This is a genomic window from Croceitalea sp. MTPC5, from assembly GCF_036985505.1.
Taxonomy (GTDB): Bacteria; Bacteroidota; Bacteroidia; order Flavobacteriales; family Flavobacteriaceae; genus Croceitalea.
This window is the reverse complement of record NZ_BTGQ01000004.1, coordinates 132595-152798: the sequence shown is the minus strand read 5'-3', so window position 1 is coordinate 152798 and position 20204 is coordinate 132595. Positions and strand designations below refer to the sequence as shown.

Genomic DNA, 20204 nt, shown 5'->3' with positions numbered 1-20204 from the left:
TTTCTATTGATTATTTTAGTTTTTTGCTAGATATCGTCAAAATCGACGTCGGTAAAACTACCGGAACCATTATCCGTATCAGTGGTTTTGTTACCAAAACCTTCCTCTTCTTTTTTGAAATCTTTTTGATGACGTTCTGAAATGACCTCGGTACCTTTTTCATCGATGATATAATCCATCATTTCTTCCATGATGTCCTTGAAGGCATGAAAATCTTCTTTATAGAGGTAAATTTTATGTTTTTTGTAATGGAAGGAACCATCATCATGGGTGAATTTTTTACTTTCTGTAATGGTTAAATAGTAGTCACCTGCCTTTGTGCTTCTCACATCAAAAAAATAGGTTCTTCTCCCCGCCCTTAGAACTTTTGAAAAAATTTCTTCTTGATCCATTAAATCTTTATCGCCCATGTGGTATAGTGTCTGTTAGTGTCAATGTTATCTAATTCTTTCAAAAATGTGAAAAAAAACCTAATCCAGCAACTTTTTTGTTTATTCTTTCTCAGTCAATTGGTCTAAGTAAAGTTGCTTATAGTAGCCCTCTATACCGTTCAATTCCTCATGTGTTCCTTCTTGTATGATCTTGCCCTGATCGAGCACGATGATCTTGTCCGTATTCTTTGCCGATGATACCCTATGGCTTACGATCAATGTGGTTTTGTGCTCTGAGGCTTGTTTGAGGTTTTTTAAGATCTCCTCTTCGGTTTCGGTGTCTACAGCAGAAAGGCAATCATCAAAAAGATAGATATTCGGGTCTTTTAATAGGGCCCTTGCGATGGAAATCCTCTGCTTTTGTCCCCCACTTAAGGTAATGCCACGTTCCCCCAAAATAGTCTCATATTGTTTTGAAAAGTCGCTAATATTATCATGCACTACCGCATTTTTGGCAACGGTGATTATCTCGTCTTTTGAGGCATCTTCCTTTCCGAATCGGATATTGTTCTCTATGGTGTCGGAAAATAAAAAAGCATCTTGGGGCACGGCCCCGATAGCACTTCTTAAGCTATCAAGATTCAAGTCTTTTATAGGAACACCATCAATTAAAATTTCGCCCTCATGAACGTCATATAGCCTAGCCACTAAATCAAGTATGGTCGATTTTCCAGCTCCGGTCTTTCCTAAGATCGCGATGGTCTGACCGGCCTCAATAGTGAAAGAGACCTCTTTCAATGCTTCAATATTCGTATCCTCATAAGTGAAGGAAACGTTTTTGAACTCGATTTTCCCCTTGATCGGTGTTGCCGAAGTCACTTCATTTTTAATGGAAGGTTGTTCTTTTAAAAATTCATTGATGCGTTTTTGTGATGCCTCGGCACGTTGCACAATAGAGGTCAGCCAACCTACTATGGCGACAGGCCAGGTCAACATGTTGACATACAATATAAATTCGGCGATAATGCCTAAGCTTACCTCGCCATTAATGTATTGTTTGCCTCCGATATAAATTACAAATATGTTGCTGATGCCTATCAATAAAATCATTAACGGAAAAAACCATGCATTGACCTTGGCAAGATCCATACTGGTATTTTTTCCTTCTATGGCCAAATCGGTGAGCGAAGTATTTACATTTTCTTCAAGATTATATGCTTTTATGACCGATATACCTGCAAAAGATTCTTGGGTAAATGTTGAAAGTGTTGAAAGGTACTCTTGAACCTTGGTGCTTCGTTTATGGATGATTTTACTGATTTGATAGATTAAAACGGATAAAACAGGCAGGGGAACCAAAGTGTAGAAAGCGATGGTAGGTGCTTTGATGAACATTAACGGAATCAAACAAACGAAAAGGGTAAGTGTTTGAATGCCATACATAATGGCGGGCCCGCCGTACATACGAACTTGGGTGACATCTTCACTGATACGGTTCATTAAATCGCCAATGCGGTTGCGTTTGTAAAAGTTCAGGTTGAGATACTGATAGTGGTCGAAAACCTCATTTTTCAGGTCGTACTCAATATAGCGTGATACGTTTATAATGGTCTGTCGCATTAAAAAAGTAAATAGACCCGATAGCAATGCCGCCCCTATGATGATCAAGATGTATTCAAAAAGCATCCCCTTTGCCACGGATTCGCTTAGATTTCCGCTTGCAAACTTTTCTACCGTGTCAACCGATTTACTTACGTACGAGGGCATGACCAATGAAAAGACACGCGCAATAATCGTAATCAGTATTCCTAAAAGTAATTTCCATCTGTACTTTTTGAAATACTTGTTGATATGTTTCAATTCTTTCATAAAGAGCGCCTCGTTTTCCAATTTTTGAAAAAAGTCAAAGATATAGGTTTAGCCATAAAGCCAATGTTATAAAACTGATAAGATAAACCAGTGCGGTAGGTCAGAATGAAATATAAGCTTACTTTTGCGCTTTTAAATTTATCAATCTTTAAAGTTCTTTTCATAATGCTTACCAGAAGGCATATTAGGGTAAAAGTAATGCAGTGTATTTATGCATTGATACAGTCAAAAGACGATTCACTCGAAAAACAGGAAAAATTCTTAAAGGTAAGCATCGATAACATGTATACGCTATACCTGTTGATGCTTAGTTTGCTTATCGAACTCCATCAAATGGCAAGCAATCACGTCAAGCTTTCCTCGAAAAAATATCTTGCCGATACCAATATATATCCAGACAAGGAAAAATTCATAAAGAATAGACTTTTAGTTCAATTGTCAAGAAATCAGCGGATAAAAACCCTTTTAGCGAATAAAAAAATACAGAATTGGTATTTGAACGAAGAATACGTTAAAATCATTTACAAAGAGATCACCTCAAGTGGTTTTTATGATACTCATATGTCATCAAAAACCGATAGCTATGACGATGACCTTGAGTTTATAGTGACCTTATACAAGAATATCATAGCACCCAATGAAAAGATCTATGAGTATTTCGAAGATGATAAATTGACGTGGATCGATGATTTTCCAATAGTCAACACGTACCTGGTGAAACGATTGAAAAAGGCAAAACCACATAGTGGTGAAGACTACTTTTTGCCTGCCTTGTTAAAGGATCAACAAGATATGGTCTATGCCAAAGATCTATTGGTAAAGACCCTATTGAACAATGACAAATGGGAAAAGGAAATCGATGGTAAAACACCAAACTGGGATAAGGATAGAATTGCCGAAATCGATAACATCTTATTGAAAATGGCCATTTGTGAATTATTGAATTTTCCCTCGATTCCTGAAAAAGTCACGCTGAACGAATATTTAGAGATAGCAAAAGAGTACTCCACCCCAAAAAGTAGCATTTTCATAAACGGTATTTTAGACAAGTTGGTGAAAGAGTATAAGACCGACGGTAAGTTAAATAAAATGGGCCGTGGACTTCTATAGACCATCACATGTCCAAATAACCAATAAATCGTTATTTTTGCCTAAATAAAAAATCTAAAAATGAAAAAAGCAGTAGCATTTTTAAGTGTTTTTACACTTTTGTTTATTTCAGTTTCATGTAAGGACAAGGCCGCTTCAAAGGTTGTGGCCGATAATGTTGAAAACGCCTCTAACCGCGATGAGGTTGCCAAGAAGATTCCCGTGATGAGCTTTGATAAGGCAGAACATGACTTTGGTCAAATCGTTCAAGGTACTCCGCAAGAAACCATTTTCACCTTTACCAACACCGGTGATGCCCCATTGATCATTACAGATGCAAAAAGCAGTTGTGGTTGTACGGTGCCACAATACCCAAAGAACACACCGATTGCACCAGGCGAATCTGGTGAAATGGTGGTGAAGTTCAATGGTTCAGGACAAAATCAAGTGACCAAGACCATTACGGTTACGGCAAATACGGCAAAAGGTTCAGAATTACTTCGTATCAAAGCCTTTGTTAACCCTAAAGGTGCGGCACCAGCAGGTCCCGTTAAAAGTTAAAAATCGTACATGGAAGGATTAGGACAGTTTTTTCCGCTAATACTCATTTTCGTAGTGGCTTATTTTTTTATGATTCGCCCTCAAATGAAACGGCAAAAAGATGAGAAGAAGTTCGCCCAGGCTTTAAAAAAAGGGGATAAAATTATTACCAAAAGCGGATTGCACGGCAAAGTAGTCGATTTAAATGATAAGGATGGTTCTTGTGTTATCGAGACCATGGCAGGTCGTTTGAAGTTTGATAAAAGTGCCATTTCAATGGAAATGAGTAGAAAATTGAATCCTGCTCCGATTAAAAAATAATATCAAATCCGATATTTTTAAAAAGCATCTGTGTTAACAGATGCTTTTTTTGTGGGCAATAATTCGCTATCTTTTTAGGAATTCTAGGCACTATGGAAAATCGAAGGAATTTTATCAAGCGCAGCACATTATATACGGCGGGAATAGGCACGGCATTCCTATTTCCTACCGAATTATTGGCCACAATACGTAAAAGGGTAAGCGCGAATGACACCATTCAGGTAGGTCTAATTGGCTGCAAGGGAATGGGGTTTACAGATTTGGTGTCAATGCTTAAAATAAGTGAAATACAATTGGTTGCCCTATGTGATATCGATGAAAATGTTTTAAGGTCAAGAAGTGAAGATCTAAAGAAAGCTGGAATTAAAAAACCAAAGTGGTATCGTGATTATCGTAGCCTTTTAGCGGATAAGGATGTTGATGTGGTAATTATTGGTACACCTGACCATTGGCATTGTTTGCAATTAACGGATGCTATTTCTGCTGGTAAAGATGTCTATTGCGAAAAGCCCATTGCCAATTCCATTACAGAAAGCAAGGTAATGTTGGATGTTGTCAATGGTAGTGAAAAAATTGTTCAAATAGGGCAATGGCAGCGTAGCCAACCCCATTTCGTAGATGCGATTACATATGTCCATTCTGGTAAGCTAGGGCAGATTCGTTTGGCCAAAGCCTGGGCCTATCAGGGTTGGATGTCTTCAATTCCGGTTTTACCCGATGCCAACGTTCCTGAGGGTGTGGATTATGGGATGTGGTTAGGGCCAGCACCAAAGCGACCTTTTAACCCCAACAGATTTCATTTTAACTTTAGATGGTTCTGGGATTATGCCGGGGGATTGATGACCGATTGGGGTGTACACTTGATGGATTATGCCCTCTATGGAATGCGGGCTACGACCCCTAAATCGGTAATGGCATTAGGAGGTAAATTCGCTTACCCAAATGATGCCCAAGAAGCCCCCGATACCTTACAAACGGTTTATGAATACGATGGCTTCTCCATTTTATGGGAACATGCCACGGGTATTGACGGGGGCAATTATGGTCGTGACCATGGTATTGCCTTTATAGGAAACAACGGAACATTGGTATTAGATCGCAATGGTTGGGAGGTTATTCCCGAAGACGAACGTCAAGGTTGGGACAAAAATCTTGGTCCCAAAATAGAAGCAGTGCCGTTACAAACCAATCAAGGTAATGGTCTTGATCTACATACCGCAAATTTTATTCAGGCTGTGAAGACCCGTGATGGATCTGTATTAAAAGCACCGATAAAAGTTGGGTACGATGCCGCATTGGTCTGCCATATGGGCAATATTGCCTATAAGACCGGTAATCGAATTTATTGGAGTGACGCCAAAGCGCAATTTGATAACGAAAAAGCGAATGAACTACTTACACCGGCGTATCATAACGGTTGGCGTATTCCAAAGGTTCAAAACTAAAACTAACAATTGCGGTATTGGTCATGAAGCCCTTTGCCTTGGGCGATAAGAAGTTTTGATTTTTCGAGGCGTTTGATTTTGGTTTTCTCTTGCTTGGCGGTTTGAATATATTCGCAATAATCATTTTGCTTGTACGTAGACATGCCTTTGAAGGCATCTTTTAGGGCCTTATCGCTTTCAAGTGCTTCTGCCAGCAATGTCGGAATTTCAACTTTTCTTGGGGTTTTCTTGGTTGAGACCAAAACCTTCCCCTGTTTTTGATTTTCGATGGCTTCCTTCAAGTACCCTAGAACCATTTTCTGGTCGATATCTTCTTTGGCATGGAATTTCCAGTGGCGCATGGCCATGGTTTTTCCTTCTTGGGCATTTTCTAAAACCGCCTTTGTGTCTTTCAAAAATGCGCCGTTGAAAAACCAAATTCCGAAGTGGTTGTTGAATTTGCATATGGCAAAAACATTTTTACCGGCTACGGTATACGTCGGAAACTGCCATTTATAGGTTTCTTCAACCTCGGTTTGCAACGCTAGTTCGCGAAGCAAACAAATTGCTTCTTTATAGTGGTGTTCTTCATTGAAATAGAACGCAACCTTTTCAGACCTATCCATAACTTTAGGGTTCTTGTTGATTACTCTGGTTGGCTATAAATTGATTTTTTACGACTTACGCCTCAAAACTTCTCCCCCGTAAGTTCGCAAATTTTCACAATAGTTTCAACTGCCTTCTGCATGCTTTCTAGGGGCACATATTCATATTTACCATGAAAATTATGGCCACCGGCAAAAATATTGGGGCACGGCAGGCCCATGAAACTTAATTGTGAGCCATCCGTTCCGCCGCGAATGGGCTTTATAATGGGTTCGATACCGATTTGTATCATGGCTTCTTCGGCGATTTCAACAATATGAAAGGCGGGTTCGATTTTCTCTTTCATATTGAAGTATTGGTCGTTGACCTCAAAAGAGACACAGTTCTCGTACTTTTTGTTCAATTTTTCAGTGATATTGGCTATGAGGTCTTTTCGTGCCTGAAAATGTTCCCTGTCATGATCTCGTATGATCAATTCAATTTCTGCATGCTCGATATCACCTTTGATCTGGTGAACATGGAAAAAGCCTTCAATACCTTCGGTTGTTTCGGGCTTTTCGCGCTGCGGAAGAAGACTTAAAAAATCGTTTGCCAGTCCGATGGCGTTGATCATTTTGTTTTTTGCATATCCTGGGTGCACGCTCTTACCCTTAAATATGACTTTAGCTCCTGCGGCATTGAAATTCTCATATTCCAATTCACCGACTTGACTTCCATCGATGGTATAGGCCCATTCGGCATCAAATTTTTCAACATCGAATTTATGTGCCCCCCTTCCTATTTCTTCATCTGGTGTGAATCCAATCCTGATTTTTCCGTGTTTAATTTCGGGGTGTTGAATCAAATACTCCATGGCAGTAATGATTTCAGCAATACCGGCTTTGTCGTCGGCACCAAGTAAGGTAGTGCCATCAGTGGTTATCAAGGTTTGTCCTTGATATTGTAGTAAATCCTCAAAATAATCGGGTGATAGCACGATATTCTTGGTAGTATTCAAGACGATGTCGCCACCGTCATAATTCTCGATAATTTTCGGTTTTACCTTGAACCCAGTAAAGTCAGGTGTTGTATCAAAATGCGATATGAAACCGATAGTGGGTACTTCCTTTCCAATATTACTTGGTAAAGTGGCCATAATATAGGCATGCTCATCAATGGATACTTCCTGCATCCCTATTTGGTGCAACTCCAAAACGAGTTTTTTCGCCAAGGTCCATTGTTTTTTTGTGCTTGGGGTCGTTTTCGAATTCGGGTCACTTTGGGTATCTATGGAAACATATTCTAAAAATCGTGGTAGTAGTTTTTTCATCAAAAAGCGCTTTTCATCAAAAATAATGTTTATTCAATCGTAAATATTCCAAATCATTTGTTTGCTGGTGTATATTTCACCTTCAACTGTTTTTATGAGAAACGTCACCCTATTGTTATTCTTTATGACCGCTACGTTTAGTATCGCACAAGAGGAATGTTACCTAGGTATCGGTGGCAAAGATGATGAGGTGATAACCAAAGTATTTCAATTGACCGATGCACAGGTTAAAAACCTTACAAATTGGGGAGCTGAATTGAAGTTTAGAAATGAGATCTATGAGTTGAAATTAGAGCATCTGTTGAAAAAACATGCGCAAAGTTCCCCCGAGGATTTAATGAAGATGTCGATTACCTATAAGGCATATTTAGATTCCATATCTGGGAATATGATGCTATTGGATAAACGCATGCTAAGCACATTTAACGATGAACAGTACAATCTGTATATCATGTTATGCAATCAACTGCTAAGAAGCCCCATTGCTACCAGTAGGTCACTTAACGAAAAATAACCCTTTTTGTTAAAGACTCGTTTTTAAGTTTCTATTTTTGTGCAAAATCCATATTGATGTATAAATACGTTATCCGCCCTCTGGTATTTCTTTTAGATGCGGAAACTGCCCACTATTTTTCTTTCGGTATGATTCGGTTCTTGTCAAGAATTGGATTGACCAGATTATACAAGAGGTTTTGTGTGATTTCAGACGAGCGACTTGAAAGGGAGGTATTCGGTCTGAAATTTGCAAACCCGGTAGGTCTTGCGGCCGGCTTCGATAAAGATGCCAAATTATACAACGAGTTTTCTGATTTTGGATTCGGATTTATTGAAATAGGGACGCTAACACCAAAACCCCAAGCGGGAAACCCTAAAAAACGCTTATTTAGACTTGTTGACGATAATGCGATCATCAACAGAATGGGATTCAATAATAGCGGGGTATTCGATGCGGTCGAGCGACTTAAGAAAAAGCATCGCGTCTTGGTCGGGGGCAACATTGGAAAAAATAAAGTTACCACAAACAAAGATGCCGTAAAAGACTACCTTATTTGTTTTGATGCCCTTTTTCAACATGTTGATTATTTTGTGGTCAATGTCAGTTCCCCCAATACACCGGGTTTAAGGGAACTTCAAGATAAAAAACCGCTCACCGATATTCTAAAAAAACTAAAGCGGGCCAACGAAAAAAATGCCAAAAAGTTTAATACGACTACCAAACCCATTCTTTTAAAGATTGCCCCAGACCTGACCAATGATCAACTGTTTGACATCATCGCAATTATCGATGATACCAAAATTGACGGGGTCATTGCGACCAATACCACCATTGATAGAAAAGGCCTGAAATCACATTTGACCTTGGCAGAGGAAAAGGGTGGGCTTAGCGGCAGACCCTTGACCGATAGAAGTACCGAGGTCATCCGGTTTTTATCAGAAAACAGTGGCAAGGCCTTTCCAATTATTGGGGTAGGGGGTATTCATTCGGCCCAAGATGCACTTGATAAATTGGATGCTGGTGCGGATTTGGTACAATTATATACCGGTTTTGTGTATGAGGGCCCGACGTTGATAAAAAACATCAACAAAGCCCTACTCGAAAAAAACACTAAAAAGTCATTCTAGGCTGATCGTATCAATTTCAAGTTGAAAGGATTCGGCTTTTTTGTTTCCAATCAAAAATCCGAACGAAGCTATTTCCTGTTTATCGAAATTTGGAACGCTGAGACGGCGCCCCCTAAAATTGGGATAAAGCGATTCAAGCGGAATTTCAATAGTCTCCCAAGTCTTTGAGGTCTTAAAGTAATTTACGTACGACCAGTCATTGCCACTCGTATCCTTTATCCTAAACTGATACCGCTTACCATCACCTTTCAGTATTATTTTTATGATAGTATGGTTTTGGGTAGCGAAGGGTTTATGTTGAAAACGAACCGATGCAAAGCCGCCGTTGTTTTCTAAAGAGACCGTACCTCTAAAAATCCCGTGCCCCATGTCATTGATACTTATGGTACTTGATGATTTTCCACCCATCACGATATCATTAGCAATTTTCCAATTGCTTAAATCCGAATTTCGGGTAAAGTTGAAAAGTACGATTGGTTTGAAAATGTTGTGATTCATGGTATGTACACAATGAACTGGTCGAACCGTAAAATTAAAGTAATTTAGAAAAGCAAATACAAACCTTTACACATGAAAACTTATTTTAAAAAAAAGGAACTATTGGTGTTGGTATGTAGTATTACTTTTTACCTTCTCCCTGCCCAAGGGGAAGTAGCGCCAAAAACTGCATTTACGAAGATGTATCTACCGGTATGGCAAGAAGCCCAAAAACACTGTTTAGAGGTCGCTGAAACCATGCCTGAAGCCTTATATGGCTATAAACCCACTGAAGAGAGTAAATCTTTTGCAGAACAGATGGTACATATTGGGTATACCATTGAATTATTGACCAAACGTTATGTTGAAGGTAAGACGGTTAAACCCAACACCCCCGATGCTTCCCAAATGACCAAAGATGAGATCGTGACTTTGTTGAAAAAGGGGTTTGCCTATACTACGAATGTTATCAATACCATTGAACAGGCCCAATTAGATGAAACTTGTGTGATGTACCACAGTGGGAATACTGTGAGTAGGGCCTTTGCCTTGTTTTACGTACAAGATCATTTGACCAATCACCGGGCCAAAGCAAACCTCTATTTACGAATGAATAACATTGAACCACCAGAATACACCTGGTGAAATAGACAAAAGGGTTCTGTGCATTATTTTGTCCAGTAATCCACCACCAATACATCTTCAATGTGAGGTGAGGCCAATTCCACAAAAGCCTTATGGTCAGGGTGTGGTAGATAGACCGAACGGGCTTCCTCAGTTTTAAAAGTGACAAAAAAACAATGTGTGAATCCCTTTTCCAAACCTTCCGGACTGTTGTTCAGTCCCCATTCGTAATCTTGAATTTCTTTGATTTTATCGGGTAGTTGGCTAAAGGCAGTTTCAATTTCCGTTAACTTGCTTGCCGAGGTGTTTTCAGTAAATTTAAAAAGTACGACATGACGTAAAACACTATCCTTGGGTGTCATTTCACTAGTATTGGTTTTGGAGGTATCGGTACGTTTTTCCATTGTAGCAACAGAAAAGGAAATTCCCAATGCTAAAATAAAAAACAGTACATAAGGTAAATGTTTGGTTTTCATTTTTTTATTTTGGAAGATACGAACTAAAACCGCAATAGCGATATTTTTGTATTTTGACTCGATAATCTAACTTTAAAAGCTTTTGGCTTGCGTCGAAATCGTATTTTAGTTTTCTTTTGATACCTCACGGCCTTGCCTCGAGGTAGTTCATTTTTTAATCTTTCGTTCTTGAGCTACGAAATACTTGGTGCTTTTATGTTGGCGACTGCCGTTTTGGCAATATCACCTGGTCCTGACAATATTTTTGTAATGGTTCAGGGTATGGCCAACGGCAGAAAGTATGGTCTGGCAACTGTTGCAGGGCTCATGTCGGGTTGTCTCATCCATACCACACTATTGGCTTTCGGGGTTTCGGCCTTGATCAAACAAAACGATTCCCTTTTCTTTATCATCAAGTTGTTCGGGGCCTTGTATTTACTATTTTTAAGCTACAAAGTCTACAAAAGTGATTCGAAAATTGATCTTTCGAACCAGAAAACGGCACCACAGGGCTTGTGGAAACTATTTCAAACCGGTTTTTTGATGAACGTACTCAACCCGAAAGTGACCATTTTTTTCTTGGCCTTTTTTCCTGGTTTTTTATTCAGCAAGACCATCGATACGGTCATACAGTTCTATGTACTCGGATTCCTTTTTATTACGGTCTCGTCCCTGATTTTTGGAGCTATTGCCCTACTGGCCGCGACCATTTCCGATTATATTGCCACCCATCATAACGCCGGCCGGTATTTAAAATGGACACAGATTTTGGTTTTTGTGGGTATTGCGGGCTATTTATTGCTATCTGATAAATAACCTTAATTTTATACCATGTCAACAGCTCAGGTGAAAATGGTGGAGTGCCCCAGGGATGCCATGCAGGGTATCAAGGAATTTATCCCTACCGAAAAAAAGGTAAAATACATTCAATCTTTGTTGGGCTGTGGCTTTGATACCGTGGATTTTGGAAGTTTCGTATCGCCAAAGGCAATTCCGCAAATGGTAGATACCGCTGAGGTACTTCAAGGTTTGGATCTTTCAAAGACTACCAGCAAATTATTGGCGATTGTTGCCAATGTTCGTGGGGCCCGCGATGCAAGTATGCATGAGCAGATTGACTTTTTGGGTTTTCCATTTTCAATTTCTGAAAACTTTCAGATGCGGAATACGCATAAGACCATTGCCCAATCCGTGGAGACTTTACAAGAAATCTTGAATATTGCCGATGCTGCCAACAAAAAGGTAGTTACCTATATTTCGATGGGCTTTGGAAACCCCTATGGCGACCCTTGGGATGTGGATATTGTGGGGGAGTGGACCGAAAAATTAGCCAAAATGGGCGTGGGCATATTATCACTTTCTGATACCGTGGGCAGTTCAACGCCCGAAGTAATTGATTACTTATTTTCTAACCTAATACCGAAATACCCAGAAATTGAGTTTGGTGCCCATTTGCATACGGTACCGGCCAAATGGCATGAAAAAGTGGATGCGGCCTATAAGGCAGGTTGTCGACGTTTTGACGGGGCCGTACAAGGCTTTGGGGGTTGCCCCATGGCCAAAGACGAACTTACGGGCAATATGCCTACTGAAAAAATGCTTTCTTACTTTACGGAACAAAAAGCCGATACCGGAGTAAATTGGATGGTCTTTGAAGCGGCCTATAATAAGGCTACGGAACTTTTTTCGGTATATCATTAAGGTTTTTGATTTTGCATGGTTCCTCCCTTTTGCGAAGGGAGGTGGCGGCGAACGAAGTAAAGCTGACGGAGGGATTGATTTTTTTTGGTTCCCTTTTTTTCTTGCTTCGTTTTGCTCGAAATTCAATCTCCCCTTTCTTCCTTCGCTGCGCTCGGAATTCATTCCCCTCTTTAGAAAAGAGGGGAGCTTTTTGTGCAGGAACTAAGATTAAAAATTATTGTTCACCTTTTTATAGCTCCTCCCTTTTTTAAAGGGAGGTGGCAGCGAACGGAGTGAAGCTGACGGAGGGATTACTTTCCAAACCTTCTTTTTTTGAAATAAACGAGCTTTAGTTATTTTTAATCCATGAGACGTATCCATAACAAGAAAGAACTTATTTCAAGGAGAAAAGGACTTCGAAAGAATTTGACCCCAGCGGAAGCCTTTTTATGGACCTACCTCAAAGCCAAAAAACTAGGTGGTAAGCGCTTTCAGAAACAGCATAGCATCGATTATTATATCGTTGATTTTTATTGTGCTTCTGAAAAGTTGATTATTGAATTGGATGGTGAAGTACATATAAATGCCGCTGCAGCGGAAAAAGATTTCAAACGAGACAATGATCTTGAGGCATTAGGGTTCACCGTGTTGCGGTTTGAGAATAAAATGGTTTTTGAAAACCTATCCTCAGTACTTCGAGAGATTAAGGATAATTTTAAGAGTACCTAAAATTACTCCTCGCTGTTCAAGGGAGAGTTGGTCAAAGTTGGTTGTGGGCGAAGGTATTGGTTCGCAATCTCCCCTTTCTTCCTTTGCTGCGCTTGGAATTCATTCCCCTCTTTTCTAAAGAGGGGAGTTCTTTGTATGGGAACTAAAAGGATGCATTTGTTCATTCTACCTGTAACGACTCCCTTCACAAATGGGAGGTGGCAGCAAACGAAGTAAAGCTGACGGAGGGATTGCCTTTCCCCAATCCTCTTTTTTTCGTGCTTCGTTTTGCTCGAAATTCAATCTCCCCTTTCTTTCTTCACCGCGCTCGGAATTCATTCCCCTCTTTTCTAAAGAGGGGAGTTCTTTGTATGGGAACTAAAAGGATGCATTTGTTCATTCTACCTGTAACGACTCCCTTCACAAATGGGAGGTGGCAGCAAACAAAGTAAAGCGGACGGAAGGATTGGATTTTTTTGGTTCCCTTTTTTTTGCTTCGCTCCGCTCGGAATTCATTCCCCTCTTTTCCAAAGTGGGGAGTTCTTTGTAAGGGAACTAAAAAGATGCATTTGTTCATCCTATCTGTAACTCCTCCCTTTTTTAAAGGGAGGTGGCAGCGAACGGAGTGAAGTTGACGGAGGGATTGCCTTTTCCTAATTCCCCTTTCTTCTTTCATAATTTGGTCCGAAACCCATTTCGCTATTTTCTAAAATGAAGGGTCTTCTTAAATCAGTGCTTATCCTTTATAGGAACCCAAATCTCTTCTTCTGAATCGGGATGGTTGTTTTTGTAGTTGGGACCAAGGACTTCAAAATGGGGACGGTCATCCACCACGTAATTGGAGTTAGGCAACCACTCCGAAAAAATATACTGAAAGATGGCAGGGTCGGCACTGGACCCTTTATAGTCAAAAACGGCATAGCGTCCGCCCTGCAGTTCAAAGGATTGCAACCCCTCTGGGATATCATCAAAAGAGCTGACCTCCACAGTGGCCCACTTTTTAAATTCGGTAACGGGGCTAAATTGGGCATAATAGCTTGGGGGATAGATTTGCATCGAAATCTTGTTTTCTGAAACGCGGTGTGGTATCTCTTTTATTCGAGGGCCAAATTGCCCCCATAACTGTGCGGTTTTATTGTTGGCCAAACTCATCTTTAAAGAAAGGCCAACTAGTTTTTTGGGTTGGAGGGTTTTGATTTTGGGTTGCATGATTCCGTATCGTAAGTTTTAGGGAATATAGTAAAAATGGGTAAGGGTTAATGATCATCTGTTTTCGGCCTGCTAAATTGATGTAACTAAAGAACGGTTTTTTAGTTAACCTATTCGAATAGAGTATAAGTAAGCCTATTGCTATTTTACTTTCTGGAATACGTTTATATTGCCGAGTGACATAAACATGACTTCCCCTTTGTTATCTTTTTTAAAAGTCATTGTACGTTGACCATCCGTGCTCTTGAACACTAAGGGGGTTATCTGATGGAAAGTACGATTGAAGCCTGAAAGTGTGTAATCGTTATTGGCTTTTAGTTCCCAAGATTGCTGGTCATCGTTATCAATGCATGTTTGACAATTGGATAGCCAAATATACTTTCCGGTAAAGGGGGTTAAATCGCTTTTAATTCTTTCTGCATAAACAGGCTTTGGTTTATTTTCAACAAGTTCATTAAGAATGGTTTCGATAGCGAGATACCTTAAATTTGTGCCCTCATGATGGTGAACGACAAAGATTCCAATGTTTTCTTCTGGCAGTAAAGTCATAAATGAGCTGTACCCCAACATTTCCCCTCCATGGCTAATTGATAAAATATCATTCCACTTTCTTTCGTACAATCCAAAGGTGAAACCATCAGCATCAGGATGTATGGATAATTGTTTCGTGAGCATTTTTTTCGTCAACTCAGTACTGAGGATCCTTTGTCCGTCAATTTCCCCTAGATTTAGAAGCATTCGCATATACCTTCCCATATCACTTACTGTGCTATTGATGGAAGATGCCGGAAAAGTGTGATACCATTCCCATGGCTGTGGAATATTGATATTATTGTACATCTCATAGCCTAGAGAAGTGAGTACACCATGTTCTTCGGGTAAATCAATACTCGTCATATTCATCCCTAGGGGCTTCCATATGTTTGCCCTCATATACGCTTCCAAGGGTGCATTGGTAATATCTTGTACAAGTAGACCAGAAAGTGCAATACCATATGTGGAATAAGCTGTAACCTTACCGGGTTTACGAATTCTTTTCAGATTGGTCTTTAAAAAATTGGACAGGGGAATTTGTTCATTCTCATTAAAAACCCGTCTTCCTCCTAACTCGTCAAACCCTGCACTATGGGTCAACAAGTGAAAAGGGGTAATAGGTATTTGAAATGTTTCAGCTAGCTGCAATGAGGTTAGATGACGGTTCACATCGGTGTTTAATGAAATCGTGTTGCTATCAATTTGTTGAAGTAGCGCCAAAGCGGTGAATGACTTTGTAATGGACCCAATTCGAAAAATGGTCGAATCTGGGTTTACATAATTAACTTCTTCTCCCAATCGGTGAAAACCATACCCTTTTTTTAGAAGGGTTTTTCCATTTTTTATGACTATAATGGCTGCTCCTGGTATTCGCTGTTCATACATGGTGGCTTGAAAAAGTGAATCTAGTTTGGTTTCTAGCGAAGTAATGTTAATACTCTTTTCCTCAATTTGTGCCTGTATACCCAGGCAAAAAAAGCACTGGGGTACAATAAAAAATAATTTGGAAAACCTCATATTCTCAACTAAATAAGATGTAATGCAAATTTGCGCAGGGAAAAATTAAATCTATTGTAAAAAATTGCACGACTCTTTTTAATCTGTAAAAGCCGATTGAAATTCCAATGGATTAACCCCGGTATATTGTTTGAAGTATTTATAAAAATGTGGAGAATCATAAAATCCGCATCTAATCGCGACATCCATGATGGGATACCCCTGCTGTAACATTTTTTTGCTTTTTTCTATTCTCGTATATAGAAAAAACTGTTTTGGCGTCAACCCTATTTCTTCTTTGAACAAGCGTATAAACTTGTATTTATTGATGCCATATTTGGTGTTGATCCATTCAAGTGAAAAAGAATCTGTTTCGGCAATGATTTCTTTGATGAACAATTTAATACTGCTATTGTCATATCTTCTTAACGTACTTACTTGACAACGGTTCAAAAGCAATTTTAGCGTTTTCAGAAAACGTTCTTCAAAATTAGGTTTATGGCCATTGTCTATTTTAGCGAGCCATAAAAATTCGTTGAATAGTGACTGATTACAAATCACCCTATCTTCTATGAAAAAATTGTGGTTATCTGAAAGATGGGCAATAATACTTTCGGGTATGTAAAATGTAAAAAATGAATTGCCACCGGTCGTGTCACATGGTGTGGCATGAAATTCATTCGGGTTGGTTATGGCAATTGACGCTGTGGGTGCAAGAAAAGAGTTGGTCATTAAATCCGTTCTGAAAACATTTTTAAGAATCAACGAAATATTATAGGTTTCATGCTTGTGAAGAGGAAAATTGACAGTACAATTTTGGGCATGTAGCGTTTCTATGCCATCAAGAATATTTAGTTTTCTGTATTTGTTGCTGTTTTGTTCTTCTTTCAAAAACCTATTTTTTTGCGTTATAGTTACAAGTAATGCTGGGCAAGTGCAACAGCTGTACTAAAAGTCTGCGAGTTGGTGGGCTGGTCGTGAATTTTACGGAAATATAAGAAAACAGGAACGATATCCGGGGTATTGCACTATCATATTGGGTTTCACCGGATATTTAATTAAATAAGTTACCCATCTTGGTCAAGCTCTTCTTCAAAATACTTAAAAAAGTAAAGAACCCTTGCTTGTATTTTTTTGGAAGGATGAAAGGGTTTCAACGATAAATTTTTAGGGTAAAGGGGGTATACTTATGATATTGAACCATTTTAGTTGGCTTCTTTGCTTAAAGGAATTTTTTTGGTTCTAATCATTGTGACTATAGGGCATAAAAAAACCGGAGCAAAAGCCCCGGTCTTGAACTAAACTAACTTAAATCAACACATAATATTTTTAGTTGCCGACCAGTGAAGTTTCCCCTTCATTAGGGTTATACACATAGGTAAACGTGTAGTATCGCGAGGCATCGGTAAAACCGTCAGGGTTGGCCGGGGCGTTTTCGTAATAGCTCAAAATCTCGACCTTGGCAAACTTACCATCATAGGTTCGAAAGACCAAGACCTTGCCAGGAATGGAGGTTACCAAATTGGTCATGGGATTATAATTGTACCAACCATTGTCACTTCCGGTAGGTATGGCAAAAGCGGCATTGGCATCCCCTGCAAAAGTAAGTCCGTCAGTGGAGTTGATTTCGTCAAAGATACCGTTAACGATAGCTGCGCCAGCATTTCCATTACGTTCGGGTTCGTCATTGGTTCCTGTAACCGTGCCGCCATTAACGGCAATGGTCGTTCCACGAAAGGCAATATCCCAGTCGGTATCACTATCGGTTACGGCCCCCGTGGCAAAGCTGAACTTGGTGAAGGATCCCCCAATAGGTTCTCCGCGACCACCGGTTTGCGGAGCGAAGATGTTCTGCGCGGTAGCTTCGACCAAATCAGAAAGTACGGTAAAACTGGCCGGTGTCGACTTGGTCAGTCCGTTGACCGCAACATTCACTTCCCCTGAACTTGCCCCAGAGGGCACGGTCGTGATGATTTCGGTACTGTTTACTGAAGTGATGGTGGCGACAACACCCCCAAACGTAAGGTTGATGGCCGAAGCATCGGTAGGGAAATTCGTTCCCGTGATGGTGATCTCGGTACCTACGGGCCCAGATTCCGGACTGATGGCCGTAACGGCAAATTCGGCTATTTCGTTACCGTCACCATCATCATCGCTACAGGCGACAAAGGCGGTCAAAGCGAATAGTAAACTGAATAATTTGATTGTTGTTCTCATATCTGTTTTTAGATTTAAAATTGGATGTTCAATCGGGCGAACACCTGTCGCCCAGGGTTGATCAATTGTTCATTGTCTTGAGCCGCCAGGGGGTTAGACCCTGTAAAGTCTAATAGGTTATTGGCCCCGACCTGAAATTGATAGTGTTTGTAAAAGGTCTTTCCGAAAGAAAGGTTGACGAGGGAATAGCCCGCTACAAAAGCATTGTCCAACTCGTCTAAAAGATCGTTGCCGTTGCGGTCGGTCAAGCCGAACCGACTGCGATAGACCACCCGAAGATTGACATTGGCATCCCATTCGGGTATTTCGTAGAATACCTTAACATTCAGCGTATGCCGTGAGCGGTTTTCCAATCCGAAGTAATCATCACGGGTCAAGCGAACGGTCTCCAAGGTCCCTGGATCACGGGCAAAGACCTCCCCATTGTCAATGGCATCCTCTTTATCCTCATCAAAAGCAAATAGTAATTGATACCCAGCAGAGAGGTTTAGGTTTTCGAAAAGTCTGTATTGCAAGTCGACTTCCATCCCTTGCGTATATACCCTTTCACGATTGATATAGCCAAAGACATTTTGGCCATTAGTCTTTGAAGCGAGTATGCGCGTATCGATCAGGTTTTGAAAATCATTCCGAAAGAAATTGACATCGCTACGCAGTTTCCCCTTTTTGTAACCAAAGCCAAGGTTGTAGCCCATAGAGCTTTCCGCATCCAATGGGTCTCCCAGGTCAGCGGGATCAACGACAAGGTTCGCGATTTCATCATTGTCTTGTAAGCGTTGTATCCCTGCCGCTTCCACTTCCTTACCAAAAACGGAGTATCCACCACCGGCCGCATTGGTAAAGTCGAGGTACAATTGTCGAAAATCTGGGGCCTTGAACCCACTCCCCACCGAGCCTTTGATATGAAAGGCATCGGTGAAATTATAACGTGCCGAAAGTTTGGGGCTCAGTTGTGAGTTGTACTCGCTGTGATTGTCGAACCGTGCCCCTGCAATAACGTTTAATTTTTCCCAGGGGTTAAAATCGTATTGGGCAAAGATGTATTGCGAATCAAAAGCGACCTGTTCGGCAAAAAGGGAACGGTTCAGGGTCTCAAAATTGTAACCGGCCCCTGCGGTCATCGTATTGGTCTCGCTAAAGGAATGGTTGAAGCGCACTTCGGGGCGAAATAGTTTTTGGTCAAAATCATTATCCAATAACAGTTCATCGTTGATGGGGTCGATGGTCTGTTCGTTGGTCACATAATTGGTATAATAGAGCTCGTACTCAAATCGTGATTTTTCGGTGAGTTTGTGGTCTATCCTCAGATGGGCATTCCCATCACGTTCTTCACTCGTGCCAGAGGGAACATCGAAATCTTGTAGAAAATAACGCCCAGAGGCAAAAAAACGGAGCTTATCCGACAGGTCGTAAAACACCCTTCCATTAAAGGTATAGTTAAAGAAGGGATTAATGGTCTGCCCTTCGGTGTTCGGTGCGAGGTCAAAACCTTCGGTGCTCAAACGGTCTACGAATAGGGAGTACCCCAAGTCGCCGTTGCGTTGGTTGAGGCTAATAGTGCTGTTTTGACTGTTAAAGGTGGCCGTGCGGTGTGAAACCTGACCAGAAATGGCCCCGGTCTTCGGGCGTTCGGTAATGATATTGATGACCCCGCCCAAGGCTTCAGAGCCGAAAAGGCTCGAAGAAGGTCCTTTGACCACTTCAATCTGTTTGATATTACCGATGGCGAAACGGCTCAAATCAAGATTACCACCACTGCGGCCCACTACTGGTACGCCATCAATCAATATCAAAACATAGTCAGAGGCAATCCCCTGTATTTGAACACCCTCACCACCGCCTATAGTGGCATCGGGTGTCATAACGATACCGGTTTGTTCATTGAGTATTTCATTTAAACGGGTTACTCCCGTACGGGCAATCTGTTTTTGGGGAATAAGGGTAACCGGCAGGGGTAATGACGATAATTGTCTAACCGTGCGCGTTGCAGTAACGACGACTTCCTCTAAATCTTGGGTAAGAACGGTGTCTTTCTGAGATGGAATGGGTTCTTGGGCACGGGCCATTGCCAAGAAAAAAAATAAAAAATAAAAGGATGATTTATTTTTATTTAGACTCATTCTTATTTAAATTTGACACAAATATAGATGTT

At 40.6% G+C, this 20204-nt stretch carries 21 protein-coding genes; 10 read left to right on the top strand and 11 right to left on the bottom strand.

The features are described 5' to 3' along the window. Window positions 1–26: 26 nt before the first annotated feature. Window positions 27–410, bottom strand: coding sequence for a PUR family DNA/RNA-binding protein (locus AACM45_RS13400; protein ID WP_339143318.1), 384 nt, complete (start codon window positions 408–410; stop codon window positions 27–29). A gap of 81 nt (window positions 411–491) precedes the next feature. Further along, the gene (locus AACM45_RS13395; RefSeq protein ID WP_339143316.1) at window positions 492–2240 is read right to left on the bottom strand and encodes an ABC transporter ATP-binding protein; all 1749 of its coding nucleotides are present in this window, start codon (window positions 2238–2240) and stop codon (window positions 492–494) included. Between the two features lie 165 nt (window positions 2241–2405). On the opposite strand from AACM45_RS13395, the gene nusB reads away from it, so the two are divergent. The 4 genes from nusB (at window position 2406) to AACM45_RS13375 (ending at window position 5635) form a co-directional block, all read left to right on the top strand. Then, window positions 2406–3350, top strand: a complete 945-nt coding sequence (gene nusB, locus AACM45_RS13390; protein ID WP_339143314.1) for a transcription antitermination factor NusB — start codon at window positions 2406–2408, stop codon at window positions 3348–3350. Between the two features lie 60 nt (window positions 3351–3410). Continuing rightward, the gene (locus AACM45_RS13385) at window positions 3411–3890 is read left to right on the top strand and encodes a DUF1573 domain-containing protein (protein WP_339143313.1); all 480 of its coding nucleotides are present in this window, start codon (window positions 3411–3413) and stop codon (window positions 3888–3890) included. Window positions 3891–3899: 9 nt separating this feature from the next. After that, entirely contained in the window at window positions 3900–4190 is a 291-nt protein-coding gene (yajC, locus tag AACM45_RS13380) for a preprotein translocase subunit YajC (RefSeq protein WP_339143312.1), read from the top strand. A gap of 92 nt (window positions 4191–4282) precedes the next feature. After that, a complete protein-coding gene (locus AACM45_RS13375) occupies window positions 4283–5635 on the top strand; it encodes a Gfo/Idh/MocA family protein (RefSeq protein WP_339143311.1) in 1353 nt (450 codons plus the stop codon). Window positions 5636–5637: 2 nt separating this feature from the next. Here the strand turns inward: AACM45_RS13375 and AACM45_RS13370 are convergent, their stop codons facing one another. Both AACM45_RS13370 and pepT read right to left on the bottom strand, forming a co-directional pair. Next, the gene (locus AACM45_RS13370) at window positions 5638–6240 is read right to left on the bottom strand and encodes a YdeI/OmpD-associated family protein (RefSeq protein WP_339143310.1); all 603 of its coding nucleotides are present in this window, start codon (window positions 6238–6240) and stop codon (window positions 5638–5640) included. A 62-nt stretch (window positions 6241–6302) separates the two neighbouring features. Beyond that, window positions 6303–7529: a peptidase T gene (gene pepT / locus AACM45_RS13365; RefSeq protein WP_339143309.1), complete on the bottom strand. Its 1227-nt coding sequence runs from the start codon at window positions 7527–7529 to the stop codon at window positions 6303–6305. Window positions 7530–7623: 94 nt separating this feature from the next. Between pepT and AACM45_RS13360 the strand changes: the two genes are divergently transcribed. Then, complete coding sequence (locus AACM45_RS13360) at window positions 7624–8043, top strand: hypothetical protein (protein WP_339143308.1); 420 nt, start codon at window positions 7624–7626, stop codon at window positions 8041–8043. A gap of 56 nt (window positions 8044–8099) precedes the next feature. Beyond that, on the top strand, window positions 8100–9152 hold the full coding sequence (locus AACM45_RS13355) for a quinone-dependent dihydroorotate dehydrogenase (protein ID WP_339143307.1): 1053 nt from the start codon (window positions 8100–8102) through the stop codon (window positions 9150–9152). Here AACM45_RS13355 and AACM45_RS13350 read toward each other — a convergent pair. Continuing rightward, window positions 9144–9650: a CIA30 family protein gene (locus AACM45_RS13350; protein ID WP_339143306.1), complete on the bottom strand. Its 507-nt coding sequence runs from the start codon at window positions 9648–9650 to the stop codon at window positions 9144–9146. The genes AACM45_RS13355 and AACM45_RS13350 overlap by 9 nt on opposite strands. Before the next feature lie 72 nt (window positions 9651–9722). Between AACM45_RS13350 and AACM45_RS13345 the strand changes: the two genes are divergently transcribed. After that, entirely contained in the window at window positions 9723–10274 is a 552-nt protein-coding gene (locus AACM45_RS13345; RefSeq protein WP_339143305.1) for a DinB family protein, read from the top strand. A 23-nt stretch (window positions 10275–10297) separates the two neighbouring features. Here the strand turns inward: AACM45_RS13345 and AACM45_RS13340 are convergent, their stop codons facing one another. Beyond that, complete coding sequence (locus AACM45_RS13340; RefSeq protein WP_339143304.1) at window positions 10298–10729, bottom strand: Dabb family protein; 432 nt, start codon at window positions 10727–10729, stop codon at window positions 10298–10300. Between the two features lie 168 nt (window positions 10730–10897). On the opposite strand from AACM45_RS13340, the gene AACM45_RS13335 reads away from it, so the two are divergent. The 3 genes from AACM45_RS13335 (at window position 10898) to AACM45_RS13325 (ending at window position 13117) form a co-directional block, all read left to right on the top strand. After that, window positions 10898–11524, top strand: a complete 627-nt coding sequence (locus tag AACM45_RS13335; RefSeq protein ID WP_339143302.1) for a LysE family translocator — start codon at window positions 10898–10900, stop codon at window positions 11522–11524. Between the two features lie 15 nt (window positions 11525–11539). Then, on the top strand, window positions 11540–12409 hold the full coding sequence (locus AACM45_RS13330) for a hydroxymethylglutaryl-CoA lyase (RefSeq protein WP_339143301.1): 870 nt from the start codon (window positions 11540–11542) through the stop codon (window positions 12407–12409). Window positions 12410–12754: 345 nt separating this feature from the next. Next, the gene (locus AACM45_RS13325; RefSeq protein WP_339143300.1) at window positions 12755–13117 is read left to right on the top strand and encodes an endonuclease domain-containing protein; all 363 of its coding nucleotides are present in this window, start codon (window positions 12755–12757) and stop codon (window positions 13115–13117) included. Window positions 13118–13825: 708 nt separating this feature from the next. Here the strand turns inward: AACM45_RS13325 and AACM45_RS13320 are convergent. The 5 genes from AACM45_RS13320 to AACM45_RS13300 form a co-directional block, all read right to left on the bottom strand. After that, complete coding sequence (locus AACM45_RS13320; RefSeq protein WP_339143299.1) at window positions 13826–14305, bottom strand: GyrI-like domain-containing protein; 480 nt, start codon at window positions 14303–14305, stop codon at window positions 13826–13828. A gap of 141 nt (window positions 14306–14446) precedes the next feature. After that, window positions 14447–15856 (bottom strand): serine hydrolase domain-containing protein, encoded by a 1410-nt coding sequence (locus AACM45_RS13315; RefSeq protein ID WP_339143298.1) that lies wholly within the window; start codon window positions 15854–15856, stop codon window positions 14447–14449. 78 nt (window positions 15857–15934) lie between these two features. Continuing rightward, the gene (locus AACM45_RS13310; RefSeq protein WP_339143297.1) at window positions 15935–16726 is read right to left on the bottom strand and encodes a helix-turn-helix domain-containing protein; all 792 of its coding nucleotides are present in this window, start codon (window positions 16724–16726) and stop codon (window positions 15935–15937) included. Between the two features lie 438 nt (window positions 16727–17164). Next, entirely contained in the window at window positions 17165–18052 is an 888-nt protein-coding gene (locus tag AACM45_RS13305; protein ID WP_339143296.1) for an IPT/TIG domain-containing protein, read from the bottom strand. Between the two features lie 14 nt (window positions 18053–18066). Next, the gene (locus tag AACM45_RS13300; RefSeq protein WP_339143295.1) at window positions 18067–20172 is read right to left on the bottom strand and encodes a TonB-dependent receptor plug domain-containing protein; all 2106 of its coding nucleotides are present in this window, start codon (window positions 20170–20172) and stop codon (window positions 18067–18069) included. Window positions 20173–20204 lie beyond the last annotated feature (32 nt).

Excerpts from the sequence above, each read along its gene's own strand:
- AACM45_RS13300 (WP_339143295.1), bottom strand. The coding sequence starts at position 20,172 with ATGAGTCTAAATAAAAATAAATCATCCTTTTATTTTTTATTTTTTTTC.
- yajC (WP_339143312.1), top strand. The coding sequence starts at position 3,900 with ATGGAAGGATTAGGACAGTTTTTTCCGCTAATACTCATTTTCGTAGTG.
- AACM45_RS13330 (WP_339143301.1), top strand. The coding sequence starts at position 11,540 with ATGTCAACAGCTCAGGTGAAAATGGTGGAGTGCCCCAGGGATGCCATG.
- AACM45_RS13325 (WP_339143300.1), top strand. The coding sequence starts at position 12,755 with ATGAGACGTATCCATAACAAGAAAGAACTTATTTCAAGGAGAAAAGGA.
- AACM45_RS13315 (WP_339143298.1), bottom strand. The coding sequence starts at position 15,856 with ATGAGGTTTTCCAAATTATTTTTTATTGTACCCCAGTGCTTTTTTTGC.
- AACM45_RS13345 (WP_339143305.1), top strand. The coding sequence starts at position 9,723 with ATGAAAACTTATTTTAAAAAAAAGGAACTATTGGTGTTGGTATGTAGT.
- AACM45_RS13360 (WP_339143308.1), top strand. The coding sequence starts at position 7,624 with ATGAGAAACGTCACCCTATTGTTATTCTTTATGACCGCTACGTTTAGT.
- AACM45_RS13385 (WP_339143313.1), top strand. The coding sequence starts at position 3,411 with ATGAAAAAAGCAGTAGCATTTTTAAGTGTTTTTACACTTTTGTTTATT.
- AACM45_RS13350 (WP_339143306.1), bottom strand. The coding sequence starts at position 9,650 with ATGAATCACAACATTTTCAAACCAATCGTACTTTTCAACTTTACCCGA.
- AACM45_RS13355 (WP_339143307.1), top strand. The coding sequence starts at position 8,100 with ATGTATAAATACGTTATCCGCCCTCTGGTATTTCTTTTAGATGCGGAA.
- nusB (WP_339143314.1), top strand. The coding sequence starts at position 2,406 with ATGCTTACCAGAAGGCATATTAGGGTAAAAGTAATGCAGTGTATTTAT.
- AACM45_RS13370 (WP_339143310.1), bottom strand. The coding sequence starts at position 6,240 with ATGGATAGGTCTGAAAAGGTTGCGTTCTATTTCAATGAAGAACACCAC.
- pepT (WP_339143309.1), bottom strand. The coding sequence starts at position 7,529 with ATGAAAAAACTACTACCACGATTTTTAGAATATGTTTCCATAGATACC.
- AACM45_RS13320 (WP_339143299.1), bottom strand. The coding sequence starts at position 14,305 with ATGCAACCCAAAATCAAAACCCTCCAACCCAAAAAACTAGTTGGCCTT.
- AACM45_RS13305 (WP_339143296.1), bottom strand. The coding sequence starts at position 18,052 with ATGAGAACAACAATCAAATTATTCAGTTTACTATTCGCTTTGACCGCC.
- AACM45_RS13400 (WP_339143318.1), bottom strand. The coding sequence starts at position 410 with ATGGGCGATAAAGATTTAATGGATCAAGAAGAAATTTTTTCAAAAGTT.
- AACM45_RS13395 (WP_339143316.1), bottom strand. The coding sequence starts at position 2,240 with ATGAAAGAATTGAAACATATCAACAAGTATTTCAAAAAGTACAGATGG.
- AACM45_RS13375 (WP_339143311.1), top strand. The coding sequence starts at position 4,283 with ATGGAAAATCGAAGGAATTTTATCAAGCGCAGCACATTATATACGGCG.
- AACM45_RS13340 (WP_339143304.1), bottom strand. The coding sequence starts at position 10,729 with ATGAAAACCAAACATTTACCTTATGTACTGTTTTTTATTTTAGCATTG.